Origin of the sequence: Buttiauxella sp. B2 (assembly GCF_006376615.1) — a bacterium.
Taxonomy (GTDB): Bacteria; Pseudomonadota; Gammaproteobacteria; order Enterobacterales; family Enterobacteriaceae; genus Buttiauxella.
The window spans coordinates 106,153-127,528 of record NZ_VEXQ01000009.1 but is presented as its reverse complement, the minus strand read 5'-3'; the positions used below and the strand labels follow the sequence as shown (position 1 = coordinate 127,528).

The 21,376-nt window shown below is 48.6% G+C and carries 15 protein-coding genes; 12 read left to right on the top strand and 3 right to left on the bottom strand.

Annotated elements, in window-relative coordinates; genetic code table 11:
* Window positions 1-93 precede the first annotated feature (93 nt).
* Window positions 94-1,101, top strand: a complete 1,008-nt coding sequence (argF, locus tag FH968_RS12355; RefSeq protein WP_139879892.1) for an ornithine carbamoyltransferase — start codon at window positions 94-96, stop codon at window positions 1,099-1,101.
* 39 nt (window positions 1,102-1,140) lie between these two features.
* Here argF and FH968_RS12350 read toward each other — a convergent pair whose 3' ends face one another.
* Window positions 1,141-1,593 (bottom strand): YhcH/YjgK/YiaL family protein, encoded by a 453-nt coding sequence (locus FH968_RS12350; protein WP_139879890.1) that lies wholly within the window; start codon window positions 1,591-1,593, stop codon window positions 1,141-1,143.
* 601 nt (window positions 1,594-2,194) lie between these two features.
* On the opposite strand from FH968_RS12350, the gene speFL reads away from it, so the two are divergent.
* The 6 genes from speFL (at window position 2,195) to ridA (ending at window position 8,514) form a co-directional block, all read left to right on the top strand.
* A complete protein-coding gene (gene speFL / locus FH968_RS12345; RefSeq protein WP_139879888.1) occupies window positions 2,195-2,299 on the top strand; it encodes a leader peptide SpeFL in 105 nt (34 codons plus the stop codon).
* Between the two features lie 330 nt (window positions 2,300-2,629).
* Complete coding sequence (gene speF / locus FH968_RS12340; protein ID WP_139879886.1) at window positions 2,630-4,792, top strand: ornithine decarboxylase SpeF; 2,163 nt, start codon at window positions 2,630-2,632, stop codon at window positions 4,790-4,792.
* Window positions 4,793-4,910: 118 nt separating this feature from the next.
* On the top strand, window positions 4,911-6,233 hold the full coding sequence (gene potE / locus FH968_RS12335) for a putrescine-ornithine antiporter (protein ID WP_139879884.1): 1,323 nt from the start codon (window positions 4,911-4,913) through the stop codon (window positions 6,231-6,233).
* Window positions 6,234-6,516: 283 nt separating this feature from the next.
* Window positions 6,517-7,449, top strand: a complete 933-nt coding sequence (gene pyrB, locus FH968_RS12330; RefSeq protein WP_139879881.1) for an aspartate carbamoyltransferase — start codon at window positions 6,517-6,519, stop codon at window positions 7,447-7,449.
* A gap of 17 nt (window positions 7,450-7,466) precedes the next feature.
* Complete coding sequence (pyrI, locus tag FH968_RS12325; RefSeq protein WP_139879879.1) at window positions 7,467-7,928, top strand: aspartate carbamoyltransferase regulatory subunit; 462 nt, start codon at window positions 7,467-7,469, stop codon at window positions 7,926-7,928.
* Window positions 7,929-8,127: 199 nt separating this feature from the next.
* A complete protein-coding gene (ridA, locus tag FH968_RS12320) occupies window positions 8,128-8,514 on the top strand; it encodes a 2-iminobutanoate/2-iminopropanoate deaminase (protein ID WP_139879877.1) in 387 nt (128 codons plus the stop codon).
* Between the two features lie 43 nt (window positions 8,515-8,557).
* Here ridA and FH968_RS12315 read toward each other — a convergent pair whose 3' ends face one another.
* Together FH968_RS12315 and mgtA are read right to left on the bottom strand one after the other, a co-directional pair.
* Entirely contained in the window at window positions 8,558-10,948 is a 2,391-nt protein-coding gene (locus FH968_RS12315) for a beta-N-acetylhexosaminidase (RefSeq protein WP_139879875.1), read from the bottom strand.
* A 124-nt stretch (window positions 10,949-11,072) separates the two neighbouring features.
* Window positions 11,073-13,787, bottom strand: coding sequence for a magnesium-translocating P-type ATPase (gene mgtA / locus FH968_RS12310; protein WP_370451499.1), 2,715 nt, complete (start codon window positions 13,785-13,787; stop codon window positions 11,073-11,075).
* A gap of 363 nt (window positions 13,788-14,150) precedes the next feature.
* On the opposite strand from mgtA, the gene treR reads away from it, so the two are divergent.
* The 5 genes from treR (at window position 14,151) to nrdG (ending at window position 21,371) form a co-directional block, all read left to right on the top strand.
* Window positions 14,151-15,098, top strand: a complete 948-nt coding sequence (gene treR, locus FH968_RS12305) for a trehalose operon repressor TreR (protein ID WP_139879872.1) — start codon at window positions 14,151-14,153, stop codon at window positions 15,096-15,098.
* Window positions 15,099-15,219: 121 nt separating this feature from the next.
* Window positions 15,220-16,638 carry a PTS trehalose transporter subunit IIBC gene (gene treB / locus FH968_RS12300; protein WP_139879870.1) on the top strand — a complete coding sequence of 473 codons (1,419 nt, stop codon included), beginning with the start codon at window positions 15,220-15,222 and terminating at the stop codon, window positions 16,636-16,638.
* A gap of 129 nt (window positions 16,639-16,767) precedes the next feature.
* On the top strand, window positions 16,768-18,426 hold the full coding sequence (gene treC / locus FH968_RS12295) for an alpha,alpha-phosphotrehalase (RefSeq protein WP_139879868.1): 1,659 nt from the start codon (window positions 16,768-16,770) through the stop codon (window positions 18,424-18,426).
* A gap of 345 nt (window positions 18,427-18,771) precedes the next feature.
* On the top strand, window positions 18,772-20,907 hold the full coding sequence (gene nrdD, locus FH968_RS12290) for an anaerobic ribonucleoside-triphosphate reductase (protein WP_139879866.1): 2,136 nt from the start codon (window positions 18,772-18,774) through the stop codon (window positions 20,905-20,907).
* Complete coding sequence (gene nrdG, locus FH968_RS12285) at window positions 20,907-21,371, top strand: anaerobic ribonucleoside-triphosphate reductase-activating protein (RefSeq protein ID WP_139879863.1); 465 nt, start codon at window positions 20,907-20,909, stop codon at window positions 21,369-21,371. The genes nrdD and nrdG overlap by 1 nt, the downstream gene beginning before the upstream one ends.
* The last annotated feature ends 5 nt before the right edge of the window (window positions 21,372-21,376 follow it).

Sequence of the window (21,376 nt, the reverse complement as noted above, 5' to 3'; positions counted from 1 at the left end):
GCAAAGTTTTATCTGCCGGGGGTTGCAAATGCATATTCATACATATAAATTGAATTTTAATTCAATAAATGGCTTGTGCCATGCGAGGAAATTATGAGTCATTTCTATCAAAAGCATTTTCTTAAATTACTGGATTTTACCCCTACGCAGCTTCACGAATTGCTTGCCCTGTCTGCCAAACTTAAAAAAGACAAGAAAAAAGGAAATGAAATTCAGTATCTTACTGGAAAAAATATCGCGCTCATCTTCGAAAAAGACTCGACTCGTACGAGGTGCTCTTTCGAAGTTGCCGCATTTGACCAGGGCGCTCGAGTCACTTACCTCGGCCCAAGCGGTAGCCAAATTGGGCATAAAGAATCAATTAAAGATACAGCACGTGTTTTAGGCCGTATGTACGATGGGATTCAGTATCGTGGGTTTGGTCAGGAAATCGTTGAAACACTAGCCCAGCACGCAGGTGTACCAGTATGGAACGGGCTGACCAACGAGTTTCACCCAACGCAATTACTGGCAGATTTGCTGACTATGCAGGAGGAACTACCCGGTAAAACTTTCCAGCAGATGACGCTGGTTTATGCAGGTGATGCGCGCAATAACATGGGTAACTCTATGCTGGAAGCCGCCGCGCTGACCGGGTTGAATTTACGCCTGGTTGCACCGCAAGCGTGCTGGCCAGATGAAAGTCTGGTAGCGGAATGCCAAGCCCTGGCTGCCCACAATGGCGGGAAAATAACCCTGACTGAAGACATTGCCACAGGCGTTAAAGGTGCAGATTTTATTTATACCGATGTGTGGGTATCAATGGGTGAAGCCAAGGAGAAATGGGCGGAGCGCATTAATCTGCTGCGGGCTTATCAGGTAAATAGTGCAATGCTCGCGCTGACTGGCAATCCACAGGTGAAATTCCTGCATTGCCTGCCCGCTTTCCATGATGATCAGACGACGCTTGGCAAGCAGATGGCGGAGCAATATGACTTGCATGGTGGAATGGAAGTGACAGATGAAGTATTCGAATCTCCAAATAGTGTGGTGTTCTCACAAGCTGAAAACCGGATGCACACGATTAAAGCTGTGATGGTCGCAACGCTTGCGAAGCTTTAATTAGAATAGGCGGATAATATTTATCCGCCTATTCCAGCATTACACCATCAACATCTTCACGACGACTTTGCGCACTGGGGCCGGTTTGCCCACTGCACAAAGCGGTTTGTGAACTTCCCCAGGATAGAACACCACGAAGTCCCCTTCATTTAATACTACAGTTTTTTCCTGTTCGCCTTCTGGCAAAAACGCGATGTCTTTATCAGCCAACCAATCAGTTTCTGGTGTGCCCGCAGGCAGGCAGCTAAACGTCATACCTTCCTGACCACGCATGACTATCTGGATATCCAGATAACGTTGGTGGAATTCCGCAGGACGCTCTTCGAATGGCTGCGTGCTGTCTTCTGAAACCAGCATAAAGAGACTGTTACCGTCGATATCATGCTTACCCAGTGGCGTTTCTGGAGTGATGTGTTGTTTAACGTGCTCAATCGCCTGACGCAGTTCTTGCGGGAGCCAGGATTGCAAAGAATGAATGTTTCCAATAATCATGATCAATACCTTTTTGAAACGATGTTTTATTAACGGTATTTATACGAGTATTCATCTTCTACCGCCACGGGTATTTTAAGAAAACCTGTGTTGGCGCTACATTATTCGATCTGAATCGTCAACAGAAGGTGCTGGTGACACCGTTAAATCCGTCATAAGCACCATTAAGAGATCAGGTCTTAGTGACAAACTCCAAAAAATAACTTACCTACCGCATTTATCGCTAAAAAAAATAAACGAATAATTATTCACTTATAAATGAAAAAATGCATTGTTTTGCATGAAAAACAACAGGTAAATTTACAACAAATTATTAACAACCACTCATCATTTTCATTTCATCTTTTATCATCCCCCTCAATGACATCAGTAGTTAATACAAATAACCGTGACCATTTTAGCTTTCCCTTTGAATTTCATATCGTCATACATAATTATTTTACAAATCAGCAACCATGGCAATCGCCATTTTATTCATTATATTTAAACATATTATTCACCATGGTTATCGGTACAAACCTCAAGAGTGACCTATGTCACTGTTTTATTAGCGCGCGTAACTAAAATGACCTCAATTTCCACAAACAGGAGGAAATAGAAAATGGAAAACAATAATAGATCCATGCCACATATCCGACGTGTTACGCATATTATGATGTTAATACACCGTAGCTGCTTCGATTTTCATCTCTTCAATTCTAAGTAACCCTCATCAAATGGCATTTGCTATTTCAGATACTCGTGCCCGCTTGTCTCCAGACGTTGATTAATTCAGTAAAAAACTGAATTTGCTATCATTATACTGCGTTCTGCGTGCGGCATTTGACTATCAAAATTAGCACATCAGCCCATCCGGTGAATTAATCACCTGGTATTTACCGACTCACTTCAGTAATTCAATCATACGAATTATTGTGGGTTGTTATTGCCTTTAAAAAATAATATGGCTTCGGGATTCCTGTTGGGAATATCTGACGGACACCCTATACATTAAATATTTACTTGTTAATCAAGAATTCAAGAGAGCAGAATAGTAATGGAAAAATTAAAAATAGCCGTTAATACCAACGCAGCTGAATGCTTTAGCACCGAACGTGAAACCGTAGATATTAACAATACTAATTTTACAGATGTTTCCGCTGCCGTCATTTCTGTTAAAGATGCTATGTCAGGCGTATTGAGAACAATCGAACAAACTGGCTTCGGCATCCCAATCTTTGTCGCTGTATGTTGTGAAGAAGAATTACCAGCTGAAGTCCTGCCACGTGTCACTGGTGTGTTCGAACTGTGCGATGGCAACGTAGATTTCTATGGAAAACAGTTAGAAGCTGCAGCTATTAAATATGAGAAGGACGTTCTGCCGCCGTTCTTTGGCAATCTGGTGGAGTACGTACAACAAGGTAATGCTGCTTTTGATTGCCCAGGACATCAGGGGGGACAGTTCTTCCGTCGCCATCCGGCTGGTCGTCAATTCTTTGATTACTTTGGTGAAACATTATTCCGCTCAGACTTGTGTAATGCAGACGTCTCCATGGGTGATCTGCTCATTCATGAAGGTGCTCCATGCGCAGCACAGATGCATGCAGCTAAAGTGTTTAATGCAGACAAAACTTACTTCGTTTTGAATGGGACTTCCTCTTCTAATAAAGTTGTGCTGAATGCGCTTTTAGCACCTGGCGATTTGGTACTCTTTGACCGTAACAACCATAAATCTAACCACCACGGCGCATTAATTCAGGCCGGAGCGACTCCCGTATATCTGGAAACTGCTCGTAACCCATTTGGGTTTATAGGCGGTATTGATGCCCACTGTTTTGAAGAAAAATATCTGCGTAATTTAGTACAGGAAGTTGCACCTAATCGCAGTGCTGAAAAACGACCATTCCGCCTTGCAGTTATTCAATTAGGCACCTACGACGGTACTATTTATAACGCTCGCCAGGTTGTCGATAAAATAGGTCATCTTTGCGACTACATCCTGTTTGATTCGGCATGGGTAGGTTACGAACAATTCATTCCAATGATGAATGATTGTTCTCCGCTGTTGCTTGAACTGGATGAAAACGATCCGGGCATTCTGGTGACTCAATCTGTGCATAAACAGCAAGCCGGATTCTCTCAGACCTCACAAATCCATAAAAAAGACAAACACATCAAAGGGCAGAATCGTTATGTAAATCATAAGCGTATGAATAACGCATTTATGATGCATGCATCAACAAGCCCGTTCTATCCGTTGTTTGCAGCCCTCGACGTTAACGCCAAAATGCATGAAGGCGAAAGCGGCAAACGTATGTGGATGGACTGCGTAAAAGTGGGTATCGAAACCCGTAAGTTATTGTTAAAACTCTGTAAACACATCCGTCCGTTTGTGCCAGAAACGGTTGATGGTCGTAAATGGGAAGATTTTGATACGGATGATATGGCAAACAACCTTCGTTTCTTTGATTTCATTCCGGGGGAACGCTGGCACTCCTTTGAAGGCTACGCGGAGCACCAATATTTCGTTGACCCATGCAAGCTGATGTTGACCACGCCGGGTATTAATGCCCAAACCGGGGAATATGAAAAATTCGGCGTACCGGCGACTATCCTCGCCAACTTCCTTCGTGAGAACGGGATCGTACCGGAAAAATGCGACCTGAATTCTATCTTGTTCCTGATGACCCCTGCTGAAGACATGGCGAAGATGCAGCATCTCGTTGCTCAAATTGCTCACTTTGAACGCCTGTTGGAAGAAGATGCACCATTAGCGCAAGTACTGCCCTCCATTTATAAAAGCTACGAAGAACGTTATCAGAACTACACCATCCGTCAGCTATGCCAGGAAATGCACGACCTGTATGTTAGCCACGACGTTAAACAACTACAAAAAGAGATGTTCCGCAAAGCTCACTTCCCAAAAGTAGTCATGAATCCTCAGCAAGCCAACATTGAGTTTGTACGCGGCAATGTTGAATTAGTGGCGTTATCTCAAATTGAAGGCCGCATCGCCGCTGAAGGTGCCCTGCCATATCCTCCGGGTGTTTTATGTGTGGTTCCGGGTGAAGTCTGGGGGGGGTCTGTACAGCGTTATTTCCTGGCGCTGGAAGAAGGGATCAATCTGTTACCGGGCTTTGCTCCCGAGCTACAAGGGGTCTACATCAAGCTCGATGAGGACCGGAGAAAACGTGCTTATGGTTATGTTATCAACAAATAAATCTGAGATCAGACTGCGCCAGAGTGATTGGCCACTATTGATTTTTCCATAAATAGAACAGTGGAGAACCGAGCTATTTCCGGTTCTTCACGATTCAAGTTTATAAGAGAGACAGATCATGAGTACGTCTAAAAACAGCAATAAAATGGGCGTCGTTCAGCTCACCATTTTGACCGCAGTAAACATGATGGGCTCAGGCATTATCATGTTGCCCACAAAATTAGCGGAAGTCGGAACGCTTTCTATCGTTTCGTGGTTGGTTACTGCATTGGGTTCAATGGCATTGGCCTATGCCTTTGCCAAATGCGGAATGTTCAGCCGTAAATCAGGGGGTATGGGCGGTTATGCAGAATATGCATTCGGTAAATCCGGTAACTTCATGGCGAACTATACCTACGGTGTGTCTCTGCTGATTGCAAACGTAGCTATTGCCATTTCAGCAGTGGGCTACGGCACCGAATTATTGGATGCGACTTTATCTCCAATCGGGATTTGTATCGCAACAATCGGGGTGCTATGGCTGGCAACAGTTGCTAACTTTGGTGGGGCTCGTATTACAGGCCGCATAAGCGGAATAACCGTGTGGGGCGTTATCATTCCAGTTGTTGGGATTTCAGTGGTTGGCTGGTTCTGGTTTAGTCCAACTCTGTATGCGGAGTCATGGAACCCACATCATTTGCCAGTATTTAAGGCTGTTGGCTCTTCAATTGCGATGACTCTGTGGGCATTCTTAGGTTTGGAATCTGCCTGTGCTAACACCGATGTTGTTGAAAACCCTGAACGTAATGTACCGATTGCCGTTTTGGGGGGAACGTTAGGTGCCGCAGTCGTTTACATTATTTCTACCAATGTGATTGCGGGTATCGTACCGAACATGGATTTGGCGAACTCAACCGCGCCATTTGGTTTAGCTTTTGCCCAGATGTTTACGCCGACTGTCGGTAAAATCATCATGGCTCTGATGATTATGTCTTGCGTGGGTTCTTTGTTGGGCTGGCAGTTCACTATCGCTCAGGTCTTTAAATCTTCCGCAGATGAAGGCTATTTCCCGAAAGTCTTCTCCAAACTGACAAAAGCAGAAGCTCCCGTCAAAGGTATGCTGGTTATCGTAGCTATTCAGTCAATGCTGTCGCTGATGACCATCAGTCCATCGTTGAGCAAACAGTTTGATGTTCTGGTTAACCTCGCGGTTGTAACCAACATTATCCCTTACATCCTGTCTATGGCAGCGTTGGTTATTATTCAGAAAATGGCGAAAGTTGAACCAAGCAAAGCGCGTATTGCCAACACCTTTGCATTTATTGGTGCAATGTACAGTTTCTACGCACTGTATTCATCCGGTGAAGAAGCGATGATGTACGGTGCTATCGTCACTTTCCTGGGCTGGACGCTGTACGGCCTCATCTCTCCTCGTTTTGAACTAAGTAAAAAAAGTGCCTGATTAGCATATCTATAGGCGGCATTAGAGGCAGATAACTATTCACTGCAACCGTTTGCTTTTGGCTAAAATATGTGAACATATCGCTTGAAGTGTCCTCTTACATGCGTATAATGCGCCACAATTTGCCGGAGGAAGCATGGTCCAGTGTGTTCAAAAAAATGCCACACCACGTCGTCTAAAAGACGGCGCTAACCTGTTTTTCTTTCCGTTGCATCAATCAATTCCAAAGGCCCCTCGTTGAGGGGCTTTTTTTTTGCCCGACGCCCGAGAACAGGAGATAAACATGGCTAACCCCCTATATCAAAAACATATCATTTCCATAAACGATCTCAGTCGTGAAGAACTTGAACTGGTGTTATCTACCGCGGCAAAACTGAAAGCCACTCCACAACCTGAGTTACTGAAACATATTGTTGTTGCGAGCTGCTTCTTTGAAGCATCAACGCGTACTCGCCTGTCTTTTGAGACTGCGATTCACCGCTTAGGTGCCTCAGTTGTTGGCTTCTCGGACAGCAGCAATACTTCGCTTGGCAAAAAAGGTGAAACTCTGGCTGATACCATTTCAGTTATCAGCACTTACGTTGATGCCATCGTGATGCGCCATCCACAAGAAGGCGCTGCGCGCCTGGCGACTGAATTCTCAGGTAATGTGCCGATACTGAACGCGGGTGACGGTGCCAACCAGCATCCAACGCAAACGCTGCTGGACCTGTTTACCATTCAGGAAACTCAGGGGCGCCTGGAAAATCTAAACATCGCCATGGTCGGTGACCTGAAATATGGCCGCACAGTGCATTCTCTGGCACAGGCGCTGGCGAAATTTGAAGGTAACCGCTTCTACTTCATCGCACCAAATGCACTGGCCATGCCGAAGTACATTCTCGATATGCTGGATGAAAAAGGCATCGTCTGGAGTTGCCACGAAGCTATCGACGATGTGGTAGGTGAGCTGGATATTCTGTACATGACCCGCGTACAGAAAGAGCGCCTTGATCCGTCGGAATACGCCAACGTGAAAGCTCAGTTCGTACTGCGTGCCGCAGACCTTGAGGATGCGCGAGCAAATATGAAAGTGCTGCACCCGCTGCCGCGCGTTGATGAAATTACGACTGATGTCGATAAAACCCCGCACGCCTGGTATTTCCAGCAAGCAGGCAACGGTATTTACGCCCGCCAGGCACTGTTGGCATTAGTTTTGAATCGTGAACTGGTTTGAGTGAGAGGAAGATAAAGATGACACACGACAACAAATTACAAGTTGAAGCGATTAAACGCGGTACGGTTATCGATCATATTCCTGCGCAGGTGGGCTTTAAGTTATTAACCCTGTTCCAACTGACTGAAACCGACCAGCGCATTACTATCGGCCTGAACTTGCCTTCACGCGAACAAGGCCGTAAAGACCTTATCAAAATTGAAAATACTTTCCTGACGGACGAGCAAGTAAACCAGCTGGCGTTGTATGCACCGCATGCAACCGTAAACCGTATTGATGAATATGAAGTGGTCGGTAAAAGCAAACCGAGCCTGCCTTCACGCATCGATAAAGTGTTGGTTTGCCCAAACACCAATTGCATCAGCCGCAGCGAACCGGTTCATTCTTCATTCGCAGTGAAAAAACGCGATGAAAGTATCAGCCTCAAATGCAAATATTGTGAGAAGGAGTTCGCACATTACGTTGTGCTGGCTGATTAATCGTTGCCGCTCAGGCTCTCACCCCTATAATGGTCGGGAGCTTTTTCACTGTAACCAATCATACTCTTTATATTTCGAGTTGCAGGTGGGCGGACAGGAGCAAATCCCCAAGAGCTTATTACAGTAAGTGACTGGGTTTGTGAGTGTAGCCAACACCCGTGCGGCTTGAAAAATGAAGGGTATTTTAAAAGGAAGAAACATGTCTCGCACTATTAGCACCGAAAATGCCCCAGCAGCAATCGGCCCATATGTTCAGGGCGTAGATCTTGGCAGCATGATTATCACTTCCGGTCAGATTCCTGTGAACCCGAAAACAGGCAGCGTGCCAGAAGATGTTGCTGCGCAAGCGCGTCAGTCTCTCGAAAACGTACAAGCGATTGTTGAGGCCGCTGGCCTGAAAGTTGGCGATATCGTTAAAACGACTGTATTCGTAAAAGATCTGAACGACTTCGCGACCGTAAATGCGACTTACGAAGCCTTCTTTAACGAGCACAAAGCCACTTTCCCAGCGCGTTCTTGCGTGGAAGTCGCTCGTCTGCCTAAAGATGTGAAAATTGAAATCGAAGCGATTGCGATTCGCCGCTAACGATGATGTTTAAAGGCCGCTCTCGCGGCCTTTTATGCCTGGACTATTTAACGCTTGCCCGTAATAGTTTCTGCAATGGATACACCGCTGCAATAACCACTTCATCTTGCGTTTGTGCTGCTTCATCCAACTGTTTCTGAATGCCTTTTACTTCATCAATGCTCAAGGTGCCTTGTTTAGCCACCAAATCAGTTAAGCGTAGCCCTATTCCCGCCAGCTTATCGACATTTTCGGCCACCGGTTTTAACGCTTTAAGCTGATAATTACCGTTGATCAGCTCCAGGACATCTGGCGTGTTACTTTGCCAGCGTGCAAAAGTGTGGCGCAACGAATCTGCACTGTTGCCATCTTCCGGATCGGCGACCAGTTTATCGACCCACATATCGAGTGCGCGCACTTGGTTGCTTTCCGCACCTAATGCATCAGCAAAACGATTAAGCGGTTCAAAGTGATGGTAATTTCCGGCCTGGAATTTCAGGTGCTGGCGCGTGTAGTACTGGGCCGGTTCAACTGCCTGGGCAAGAATCTGCAATGGCATAATATCCGGCGTGCCCGCAAGGCGCGTTAATTGTCGAGCCGCAGCTGCATGCTGCTGTAAGCCAACGGAGACTGTCGACCATGCGTCTATCGCTTGCAGACGCTGGTACATGTTATCGATATCTTTTACATCTTCCGCCGACCACAAACGTTCTGCCACAGCAAAAGTACGCGGCCACAGTTTGATATCCAGCAATGGCGATGCCACGTTTTCCGCCCACAACGCCGCTTCGCCACCCAGAATATTTGTCATCTGTTCAGGTGTGGGGACCACGGGCTGGGTGCCATCAGGTACATCATCAAGCTTCTGCCCGGTAGCCGGATAACGCACGTTCCCCACCAGCATATAACCACTCAGTTTGTCTTTTTCCAGAGTGAGTACCGGACGAGTTTCTCCCATCCAGGTGTCAACGGTAAACGTCACCTGCGTTGGGCTTAACCACTGAATATCACGTACTGCACGTCGGGATTTTCCTTTGAAATCAATAAATCCGCGCCATGCCATTTCAGTGCTCACCAGCGTAAAACTGCCTTCCACTGCACTCCCTTTCAGACGCGGCATGTTGAAGTACCAGCTTTGTGCGCTATCCGATTTGGCAATCTTATCGATGCCATTCAACCCCTTCGGCAGGATCTCGTTGCGATAGTGATATGCGGTTGATTGCGGTTGATCCAGATAGAAACCCGTCGATAGGATCCCTTTGTAACCATTAGCCGCGACAGCCCCCAGCGCATCTTGCCCCTGCCATGATTGGATCAAAATATTTTTAGGCAGATCTGGATGATAAATTTCATCCCAGCCCATCATTTGGCGATGATGTTTTTCGAGTATTTTTTCCAGTCGCTGGTTGAAATAAGTCTGCAACGCATGAGTATCAGCCAGATTATGCTGCTTCATAAACGCCTGAATTTCTGGCGACGCCTGCCATTGCGAGTCATCGACTTCATCCCCGCCGATGTGCAAATAGTTGTCCGGGAAAATTGCTGTCAGCTCGCCAATCAGGGTATCAACAAACCGATAGGAAGCATCGTTGGTCGGATTAAGTAGCGGTTTTAACACACCCCAGTGGCGTTCCATTTGATACGGCCCCGACGCACTCATCAATTCCGGATAGGCCACAGCAATCGCGGAAGCGTGACCTGGCAAGTCCATTTCTGGCACCACACGAATACCGAGCGAAGTGGCATAGCGCACCACTTCTTTCATCTGCGCCTGGGTGTAGAAATCCCCGTCACTGGCCAGTTGCTGTAATTTTGGGTAAGCCGTAGAAGCAAAGCGCCAGCCCTGGTCGTCAGTCAAATGCCAGTGAAAGACGTTCATTTTGGCCGCGGCCATGCCATCTAACTGGCGCAGAATGTCATTGATTGGCATGAAGTGACGGGCGGAATCGACTAATAACCCGCGCCACGGAAAGCGGGGCTTATCTTTAATGGAGACAAACGGAATTGAGGTATTTTCAGGGCCGTTCTGAATCAGCTGTAGCAAGGTTTCCATGCCACGCATTGCGCCAAACCGCGTATTTGCGGTGAGTTTCACACCTTCCGCGGTAACGCTTAATTCGTAGCTTTCATCGCTATCGAGATTGGGTAATGGGGCAGTGGCTTTTTTGATTTGGATATCAATAGTGGGTTTTACAGGATTAGTTTGTGCCGGTTGCAGTTGCCAGCCCGTTTGCTGGGAAATTCGCTGACGCCAACGTTGCGTGGCTCCGGGGAGTTTATCGCCGCTAATTTTTATGGAAATCGTGTTATCGAGAACCAGCGTGCCTTCCGCCGCAAGGTGGTCAACTTGTTGTGGCCAGGGCATTAACGGCAGATCGCCTGCCGGTGCCGCCCAAGCCTGGCAGGTCGTTGCGATACAACCAGCCAGCAAGCTCAAACGTATTGATTTAAACATGAATATTCCTTTAACAATGACGGGCCAGAAAAAGCAAAAACACTCTGGTAACACGTGCGGAAATATTCATCAAGACTATGGAAAGAGATGGCGAGATGCAGATCACATCTCGCCAGGATTAAGATTACTGCCAGCCGTAACGGCGGCTATAGAAACCTTTCACACACTGAGTGAGCGTCATGTATCCCGCAAGGATAGCAATCAGCCATGGGAAGTAGCTCAGTGGTAGCGCCTGAAGTTGCAGGTAGCTTGCCAACGGCGAGAACGGTAGAGCAATCCCAGCAACCATCACCACCAGCGTCATAACCAGCAACGGCCAGGCCGCGCGGCTCTGAATGAATGGAATACGACGGGTACGAATCATATGCACAATCAATGTTTGCGACAGCAATCCCACAACGAACCAGCCTGACTGGAACAGGGTTTGCGCTTCGGGCACGTTAGCCTTGAACACCCACCACATCACGCAGAAAGTCAGAATATCGAAGATGGAACTTATCGGCCCGAAGAACACCATAAAGCGCCCTAAATCCGCCGGGTTCCAGCGCTGTGGTTTCTTGATTTGCTCGTCATCTACGTTATCGAACGGAATCGCAACCTGGGACACATCGTACAGCAGGTTCTGAATCAGTAAGTGCAGTGGCAACATCGGTAAGAACGGCAAGAAGGCACTTGCCACCAGCACGCTGAACACGTTACCAAAGTTAGAACTGGCGGTCATTTTGATGTATTTCAACATGTTGGCGAAAGTTCTTCGCCCTTCAATCACACCTTCTTCCAGCACCATCAGGCTTTTTTCCAGCAAAATGATATCTGCCGCTTCACGTGCGATATCCACTGCGCCATCGACTGAAATACCGATGTCTGCTGCACGTAATGCAGGCGCATCATTAATGCCGTCACCCATAAAGCCAACCACATGCCCTTCACCACGCAGCAGGCGCACGATACGCTCTTTGTGCATTGGTGTAAGACGGGCAAACAGCGTGGTGCGCAGAGCCAGTTTTGCGAGTTCTTCGTCACTCATGTTTTCGATTTCGCTGCCGGTAACCAAATCACCGACATCCAGCCCCACTTCACGGCACACTTTCGCTGCAACCAGTTCACTATCACCCGTCAGGATCTTCACTGCGATGCCACTTTCTTTCAGCGCTTTTAACGCCGGTGCGGTGGTTTCTTTCGGTGGATCAAGGAACGCAATGTAGCCTTCGAGGATCAGATCTGATTCATCAATACGGCCGTAATCTTCAGTACGCGCTGGCAAGAATTTGCTGGCAACCGCCACCACACGCAATCCCTGGCGGTTCAGATCGTCGGTAACCCGGCGGATACGTGCCAGTAAGGAATCACTGAGCGGTACAATCTCATCACCATAACGAACCTGAGTGCAGACGTTGAGGATCTCCTGCAACGCACCTTTGCAGATCAACTGATGTACATCTGGTTGTTCGGATACCACAACCGACATGCGACGGCGTTCAAAATCGAATGGGATCTCATCCACTTTTTGCCAACGTGCTGCGGCATTACGCGCACTCTCTTCATCAACACCTTCCAGCACTGCCACATCCAGCAGGTTTTTCAGCCCTGTCTGATAATGGCTGTTGAGCCAGGCGGTGTGCAGAACATGGTTGCTAACCGCACCAAGAATATCGGTGTGGGTTTCCAGAACAATACGATCCTGCGTCAGCGTGCCGGTTTTGTCGGTGCACAGGATATCCATTGCACCAAAGTTTTGAATCGCATCGAGGTGTTTGACGATAACTTTCTGTTTCGAGAGTTTTACCGCGCCGCGTGCCAGTGTTGAAGTAACAATCATCGGCAGCATTTCAGGCGTCAAACCTACAGCCACAGAGAGCGAGAACAGAGCAGCTTCCCACCAGTCGCCTTTGGTAAACCCGTTAATCAGCAACACGATTGGCGTCATCACGAGCATGAAGCGGATAAGCACCCAACTCACACGGCTGATACCTTTCTGGAAAGCATTCGGTTCGCTTTCTTGCTGAGTCACGCGCCCTGCAAGTTGCCCAAACCAGGTGTTGCCACCCGTTGCAATAATCATTGCCAGCGCTGTGCCGCTCACCACGTTAGTGCCCATAAAGCATAACGTGTCGCATTCCAACGGGTTGTTGTGTGACATATCCCGACTGACTGCCACTTTTTCAACCGGCAAGGACTCGCCAGTAAGCGACGCCTGGCCGACAAAAAGATCGCGAGCCTGCAACACACGCAGGTCCGCAGGGATCATGTCACCCGCAGCCAGTTTGACGATATCGCCCGGAACCAGTTTTTCGATAGGAATTTCGACAAACTTATTTTCACCGCTTTCATCTATTACGCGCAGCACCGTGGCGGTGTTGCTGACCATCGCTTTTAGCGTATCCGCCGCTTTGGTGGATCGCGCTTCCTGCACGAAGTTCAGCAATGTCGCGATCACCACCATCAAAGTGATGACGCCTGCGGCAAAAAGATCCTCAGTCGAGTAGGAAACCAGGCCAAGTATCGTAAGTAACATATTGAAAGGGTTACGGTAGCAAGTCCACAGATGTACCCACCACGGCGACGGCTTTTGTGCTGGAATTTGGTTCAGCCCATGCACGTCGAGCGCACGTTCGATTTCACGCGCATTTAGCCCTTCCGGGTGGCTTTGGAAATCGCGATACAGTTGTTCTTCGGAAGCTGCAGCATATTTCAGGCAGGTTTCGCTCAGCGAGACCGGAACCTCTTGTGCATGAACAATGGAATTGTCACCCGGCATCAAGTCGCGTTGGATCAGGCGACGTGGCAGGTGGCGGCTGAGTTGTGCAAACAACTGCCGGGTCAGATTTTTAAACAGCATAGTAGTCCCTTAGCACCGCATAATACGGTACCTGTTAGCATGCAGGCACGGCTAATCCTTGCCTTGCAGGCCAAATTTTTTCATCAGCAGGGACATCATTGAAAAGTACGATCCACGCCACTGCCTTACGCTATCCGGTAAGGCAGCCACATCTAATAAGAAGGGATTATTACCGGATTATTCCTGTCATTACAGTTTTAGGACTGGGATCGGGTTCCATGTCGCCTCCGGTTAAAAAATATTTCTACAGGCACAGTCTACACCCGTAAAACTAAACCTCATCTAAACCAGATTTTTTCCATTGTGGTATCGTTGGCAAGCCTTACTCTAATAAGAAATTGATTGCAGGGAAGAACCGTCGCTATGCAAAGCCGTCTCACGATAAAAGATATCGCCCGCTTAAGCGGTGTGGGTAAATCCACTGTCTCTCGCGTTCTGAATAATGAAAGCGGGGTCAGCGCCCGCACGCGTGAACGTGTGGAAGCGGTAATGCAGCAAGAAGGCTTCTCCCCTTCCCGTTCAGCGCGTGCTATGCGTGGGCAGAGCGATAAAGTCGTCGCCATTATTGTGACGCGTCTGGATTCGCTATCGGAAAATCTGGCGGTGCAAACCATGCTCCCGTCGCTTTATGAGCAAGGCTATGATCCCATCATGATGGAAAGCCAGTTTTCCCCGAAACTGGTTGAAGAGCATCTTGGTGTCTTGCAGCGGCGTAATATCGACGGCGTCATTTTGTTTGGCTTCACCGGCATTCCTGAGAAAATTTTACAGCCGTGGCAATCAACGCTGGTTTTGATGGCACGAGACGCCAAAGGATTTGCCTCAGTTTGTTATGACGACGAAGGGGCCATTACTATTCTGATGACGCGCCTGTACGAACAAGGTCACCGACATATCAGCTTCCTTGGTGTTCCTCATAGCGATATCACGACCGGTTATCGCCGACATGAGGCGTATCTCGCTTTTTGCAAAGCCCATGCTTTAACGCCAAACTTCGTTCTTCCGGGCCTGGCGATGAAGCAAGGCTATGATCACGTAGAAGAAGTATTGATGCCAGAAACCACCGCCCTGGTTTGCGCCACCGATACCCTCGCCCTTGGGGCCAGTAAGTATTTGCAGGAAAAACAAATCACAACGCTTCAACTGGCAAGCGTGGGCAGTACGCCGCTGATGAAATTCCTCCATCCAGAAATTATCACCGTCGATCCAGGCTATGCAGAAGCCGGACGCCAGGCCGCACGGCAGTTGATCGGCCAAATCACGCAGTCCTGCGATCTGCGCCAAATAGTGATCCCTGGTTCGTTGCTGTAACCGTCTTCGTTCACGGTTTATTGTGATCGTCACTTGATTTTGGGAACGTTCCCGTTTTCATAAAAAAGATTAAAAGATAACCTTGCACGCAGCTAACCCCTCACTCCTTCGGAACATCAAAATGGCCAAAGTGAAACAACAGGATATAGACAGGCTGATAGACCTGGTCGGCGGACGTGCCAACATTGCAACCGTGAGCCACTGTATTACCCGGTTGCGTTTTGTATTGAACAACCCAGCGGCGGCTTCCCCAAAAGAAATCGAAGAACTGCCGATGGTCAAAGGCTGCTTTACCAACGCCGGGCAGTTCCAGGTGGTGATTGGCCCGGAAGTGGGCGATTACTATCAAGCGTTGATTGCGGCTACAGGACATAGCACAGCGGATAAAGAACAAGCCAAACTTGCCGCACGCCAGAATATGAAGTGGCATGAGCAATTGATTTCCCACTTTGCGGAGATCTTCTTCCCTCTGTTACCGGCATTGATAAGCGGTGGTTTGATCTTAGGTTTCCGCAATGTGATCGGTGATTTGCCGATGAGCAACGGCCAGACGCTTGCGCAAATGCACCCTTCTTTGCAATCCATCTACGACTTCTTGTGGCTGATTGGCGAGGCCATTTTCTTCTATCTGCCAGTCGGTATTTGCTGGTCTGCCGTGCGAAAAATGGGTGGGACGCCTATCCTTGGGATTGTACTTGGCGTCACGCTCGTATCACCACAGTTGATGAATGCCTATGAATTAGGTAGCAAAATTCCGGAAGTGTGGAACTTTGGCTGGTTCACGATCGAGAAAGTCGGTTATCAGGCACAGGTGATTCCAGCACTGCTGGCGGGCCTGGCTCTTGGCTTTATTGAGACGCGTCTGAAGCGCATCGTGCCAGATTACCTCTATCTTGTAGTAGTACCTGTGTGTTCACTGATTCTGGCAGTATTCCTGGCACACGCGTTTATCGGCCCGTTCGGTCGCTGGATTGGTGACGGTGTGGCATTTGCGGTTCGCCACTTGATGACCGGCAGTTTTGCACCTATCGGTGCCGCGCTGTTTGGTTTCATGTACGCGCCATTGGTGATTACCGGCGTGCATCAGACGACGCTCGCCATCGACATGCAAATGATTCAGAGCATGGGTGGAACGCCTGTGTGGCCACTGATTGCGTTGTCTAACATTGCTCAGGCATCCGCGGTTGTCGGCATCATCATTTGTAGCCGTAAACATAACGAACGTGAGATTTCAGTTCCGGCAGCGATTTCCGCATACCTGGGTGTGACCGAACCGGCAATGTACGGCATCAACTTGAAATACCGCTTCCCGATGCTGTGCGCGATGATTGGTTCTGGTCTTGCAGGCTTGCTGTGTGGCCTGAGCGGCGTGATGGCGAACGGGATTGGCGTCGGTGGTTTGCCTGGTATCCTGTCCATTCAGCCACGTTATTGGGAAGTTTATTCCCTCGCGATTCTGATTGCAGTGGTGGTTCCCATCGTACTGACCAGCGTGATGTATAAGCGCAAGTACCGTCAGGGCACGTTGTTAGTGGTGTAGACAGTTCACAACCAATGGTGGATGTCGCTTGCGCTAATCCACCCTACCACTACTTTTCGTAGGTCGGATTAGCGTTAGCGACATCCGACATCAGAGGCCGTGATGGCCTCACCGTTTTAGGAATGTTTTATGAATACAACTCCTCCATGGTGGCAGCATGGTGTCATCTACCAGATCTACCCGAAGAGTTTTCAGGACACGACCGGCAGCGGCACCGGCGATCTCGCAGGCGTAATTAAGCGCCTGGACTACTTAAAGCTGTTGGGTGTTGATGCCATTTGGCTGACCCCGTTTTATATTTCCCCACAGATTGATAACGGCTACGACGTCGCCAATTATTGCGCCATCGATCCCACCTACGGCACGCTGGATGACTTCGACAAGCTGGTCGCTGAGGCTCACGTCCGCGGGATCCGTATCATTCTGGATATGGTGTTTAACCATACTTCTACGCAGCATGCCTGGTTCCACGAATCGCTGAATAAAGAGAGCCCTTACCGCGATTTTTATATCTGGCGCGACGGCACACCAGACATTTTGCCAAACAACTGGCGCTCCAAATTTGGCGGCAACGCCTGGCGCTGGCATGCAGAAAGTGGCCAGTATTATCTGCACCTGTTTGCACCCGAGCAGGCGGATCTCAACTGGGAAAACCCGCATGTTCGCGCTGAACTGAAAAAAGTTTGTGAGTTTTGGGCCGATCGCGGCGTAGATGGTTTACGTCTCGATGTGATAAACCTCATATCTAAAGATCAGGATTTCCCAAACGATATTGACGGTGGTGACGGGCGTCGTTTTTACACCGACGGGCCACGCATTCACGAATATCTGCAAGAATTCAGCCGTGATGTGTTTACCCCACGCGGGCTGATGACTGTGGGGGAAATGTCGTCGACAACTCTCGATAACTGCCAGCAATATGCGGCGTTGAATAGCAATGAACTGTCGATGACGTTCAACTTCCACCATCTGAAAGTGGACTACCCTGGCGGGCAAAAATGGGCGTTAGCGGCACCTGACTATGTGGCGCTAAAAGCTATCTTCAGCCACTGGCAGCAAGGCATGCATAATGTGGCGTGGAATGCTTTGTTCTGGTGCAACCACGACCAACCGCGCATCGTGTCACGTTTTGGCGATGAAGGTGAGTTGCGAGTTCCTGCGGCGAAAATGCTGGCAATGGTGCTACACGGTATGCAAGGCACGCCGTATATTTATCAGGGCGAAGAATTGGGGATGACTAACCCACATTTCAAACGCATCATTGATTATCGCGATGTGGAAAGCCACAACATGTATGCTGAACTCCGCGCTCAGGGGCGAGACAGCGACAATCTGTTGGCAATTCTCGCCAGTAAATCCCGCGATAATAGCCGCACACCAATGCAATGGGACGATGGCGAACACGCCGGATTTACTCACGGAACACCGTGGATAAACCTGTGTGATAACTATCAAACCATTAACGCCAAAGCAGCTATTGATGACCCAAACTCCGTGTTTTATGCCTATCAGCAACTGATTAAATTACGCAAGGCGAATCCTGTATTCACCTGGGGTAACTATCAGGATCTGCTGCCAGAACATCCATATTTGTGGTGTTATCGCCGCGAATGGCAAGGGCAAACATTGATTGTTGCCGCAAATCTTAGCCGTGAGAATCAGTGGTGGATGCCAGAAGCCTTCGATGGTGAATGGGATGTGCTGATGAGCAACTACGCTGAAGCGGCGGGTAAACCCGGTGAGATAAGCCTGCGACCGTTTGAGGCGGTTTATTGGTTACAAGGGTAATCGTCTACTCTTTCTCCCTCTGCCAGGAGGGAGAAACTCATACTGAAATTTTAAGAATTCTCCACACAGCCCATCCTTCCTGCTACGCCCGATTTACTTTGTTCTGCATCAATAAAATCGCAAACATCTTTGATGCAAATCACTACATATAGACCTTAAAATGCACCCCGCCCCTACATATTGTATCTTTCGACTATTATAGCAACAAGTTCCACAGACGATTCTGGGGATTATCTGTGGATAAACATAGGCCAGAAAAATGGAAAGCCTATGGCAAAGCGAGCAAATCCCGCTTGCGAACCATCCTATCCGTTTGTGGATAACCTTTTTTAAAATGGAGAAATCATGACACCGCATGTGATGAAAAGAGACGGGTGCAAAGTACCTTTCACTTCAGAGCGCATTAAAGAAGCTATTCTTCGTGCAGCTAAAGCAGCGGGAGTCGATGACGCAGACTATTGCAGCCGTGTCGCAGATATTGTGCGTGCACAGATGGAAGGCCGCAGCCAGGTTGATATTGGTGAGATTCAGACCGCAGTTGAAAACCAACTGATGGCGGGTAACTACAAGCAACTGGCACGCGCTTACATCGAATATCGCCACGACCGTGATATCGAACGTGAGAAACGTGGCCGCCTGAACCAGGAAATCCGTGGTCTGGTAGAACAAACCAACTCCGCCTTGCTCAACGAAAATGCGAATAAAGACAGCAAGGTTATCCCGACCCAACGTGACCTGCTAGCCGGTATTGTGGCTAAACACTATGCCTCGCAACACTTGTTGCCACGTGATGTGGTACTGGCGCATGAGCGTGGTGATATTCACTATCACGATCTCGATTACTCGCCGTTCTTTCCAATGTTTAACTGCATGCTTATCGATCTCAAAGGCATGCTGACGCACGGCTTTAAAATGGGCAATGCTGAGATTGAACCACCAAAATCTATCTCCACCGCAACAGCCGTGACCGCACAAATCATTGCCCAGGTTGCCAGCCACATTTATGGCGGCACCACGATTAACCGCATTGATGAAGTACTGGCTCCGTTTGTGACGGCAAGCTTTGAAAAACATCGTCAAACCGCTGAAGAATGGCAAATTCCAGATGCTAAAGGCTATGCACTTTCTCGTACCGAGAAAGAATGTTATGACGCCTTCCAGTCTCTGGAATATGAAGTAAACACGCTACACACCGCCAACGGCCAAACACCGTTTGTGACCTTCGGTTTCGGTCTGGGAACAAGTTGGGAATCACGCCTGATTCAGACTTCTATTCTGCGCAATCGCATCGCGGGCCTTGGCAAAAACCGTAAAACAGCGGTGTTCCCAAAACTGGTCTTCGCCATTAAAGATGGCCTGAACCACAAAGCTGGCGATGCGAACTACGATATTAAACAACTTGCTCTTGAGTGCGCCAGCAAGCGTATGTATCCAGATATCCTGAACTACGACCAGGTTGTGAAAGTCACCGGTTCGTTCAAAACGCCAATGGGTTGCCGTAGTTTCCTCGGTGTGTACGAAGAAAATGGCGAGCAGATTCACGATGGCCGTAACAACATCGGCGTTATCAGCCTGAACCTACCGCGTATTGCGCTGGAAGCCAAAGGCGATGAAGCCACCTTCTGGGCGCTTCTCGATAGCCGCCTGGAGCTGGCATATAAAGCCCTGATGACGCGTATTGCACGCCTGGAAGGGGTGAAAGCTCGCGTTGCGCCAATCCTGTATATGGAAGGAGCTTGCGGTGTGCGCCTGAAAGCTGACGACGACGTTTCTGAAATCTTCAAGAATGGTCGCGCGTCGATTTCCTTGGGTTACATCGGTATCCACGAAACGGTGAATGCGTTGTTTGGTAACCAGCACGTTTATGACAGCGAAGTGCTGCGCGCGAAAGCCGTGGCGATTGTTGAACGTCTGCGTCAGGCCACCGACAGCTGGAAAGAAGAAACGGGTTACGGTTTCAGCCTGTACAGCACACCAAGTGAAAACCTGTGCGACCGTTTCTGCCGTCTTGATACCGCCGAATTTGGTGTGGTTCCAGGTGTGACCGATAAAGGCTATTACACCAACAGCTTCCACTTAGACGTTGAGAAAAAAGTTAACCCGTACGACAAAATCGATTTTGAAGCACCGTATCCACCTGTGGCGAACGGCGGTTTCATCTGTTATGGCGAATACCCGAACATTCAGCACAACCTGCAAGCGCTGGAAGATGTCTGGGATTACAGCTACAAACACGTTCCATATTACGGTACCAATACGCCAATCGATGAGTGTTACGAATGCGGCTTTACCGGTGAGTTTGAATGCACCAGCAAAGGCTTCACCTGCCCGAAATGTGGCAACCACGATGCAGCTCGCGTATCAGTAACACGCCGTGTTTGCGGCTACCTCGGCAGCCCGGATGCCCGCCCGTTTAACGCCGGTAAGCAAGAAGAAGTGAAGCGTCGCGTGAAGCATTTGGGTAATGGGCAGTTGGGCTAATGAACGTCCACCAATACTATCCAGTCGATATCGTTAACGGGCCGGGAACACGCTGCACGCTATTTGTTTCCGGTTGCGTACACGAATGCCCGGGGTGCTATAACAAAAGTACCTGGCGTGTTAATTCCGGTGTGGCATTCACGCAGAAAATGGAAGACCGGATAATTGCTGATCTGAACGATACGCGGATACGTCGCCAGGGGTTGTCACTTTCAGGCGGTGATCCACTTCATCCGCAGAATATCGCCGATGTACTCAAACTGGTGCAACGGGTTCGGGCGGAATGCCCCGGAAAAGATGTCTGGCTGTGGACCGGTTATAAACTCGATGAGTTAACGCAAGCTCAGCGTGAAATCATTGATTTAATTAACGTGTTGATTGACGGTAAGTTCGTTCAGGATTTGAAGGACCCGGCGCTTGTCTGGCGCGGCAGCAGCAACCAGGTCGTACATCATTTACGATAAAGCCC

Coding starts and splice junctions, on each gene's coding strand:
- potE (WP_139879884.1), top strand. CDS start 4,911: ATGAGTACGTCTAAAAACAGCAATAAAATGGGCGTCGTTCAGCTCACC.
- nrdD (WP_139879866.1), top strand. CDS start 18,772: ATGACACCGCATGTGATGAAAAGAGACGGGTGCAAAGTACCTTTCACT.
- mgtA (WP_370451499.1), bottom strand. CDS start 13,787: ATGCTGTTTAAAAATCTGACCCGGCAGTTGTTTGCACAACTCAGCCGC.
- speFL (WP_139879888.1), top strand. CDS start 2,195: ATGGAAAACAATAATAGATCCATGCCACATATCCGACGTGTTACGCAT.
- treC (WP_139879868.1), top strand. CDS start 16,768: ATGAATACAACTCCTCCATGGTGGCAGCATGGTGTCATCTACCAGATC.
- treR (WP_139879872.1), top strand. CDS start 14,151: ATGCAAAGCCGTCTCACGATAAAAGATATCGCCCGCTTAAGCGGTGTG.
- FH968_RS12315 (WP_139879875.1), bottom strand. CDS start 10,948: ATGTTTAAATCAATACGTTTGAGCTTGCTGGCTGGTTGTATCGCAACG.
- ridA (WP_139879877.1), top strand. CDS start 8,128: ATGTCTCGCACTATTAGCACCGAAAATGCCCCAGCAGCAATCGGCCCA.
- treB (WP_139879870.1), top strand. CDS start 15,220: ATGGCCAAAGTGAAACAACAGGATATAGACAGGCTGATAGACCTGGTC.
- speF (WP_139879886.1), top strand. CDS start 2,630: ATGGAAAAATTAAAAATAGCCGTTAATACCAACGCAGCTGAATGCTTT.
- pyrB (WP_139879881.1), top strand. CDS start 6,517: ATGGCTAACCCCCTATATCAAAAACATATCATTTCCATAAACGATCTC.
- pyrI (WP_139879879.1), top strand. CDS start 7,467: ATGACACACGACAACAAATTACAAGTTGAAGCGATTAAACGCGGTACG.
- FH968_RS12350 (WP_139879890.1), bottom strand. CDS start 1,593: ATGATTATTGGAAACATTCATTCTTTGCAATCCTGGCTCCCGCAAGAA.
- nrdG (WP_139879863.1), top strand. CDS start 20,907: ATGAACGTCCACCAATACTATCCAGTCGATATCGTTAACGGGCCGGGA.
- argF (WP_139879892.1), top strand. CDS start 94: ATGAGTCATTTCTATCAAAAGCATTTTCTTAAATTACTGGATTTTACC.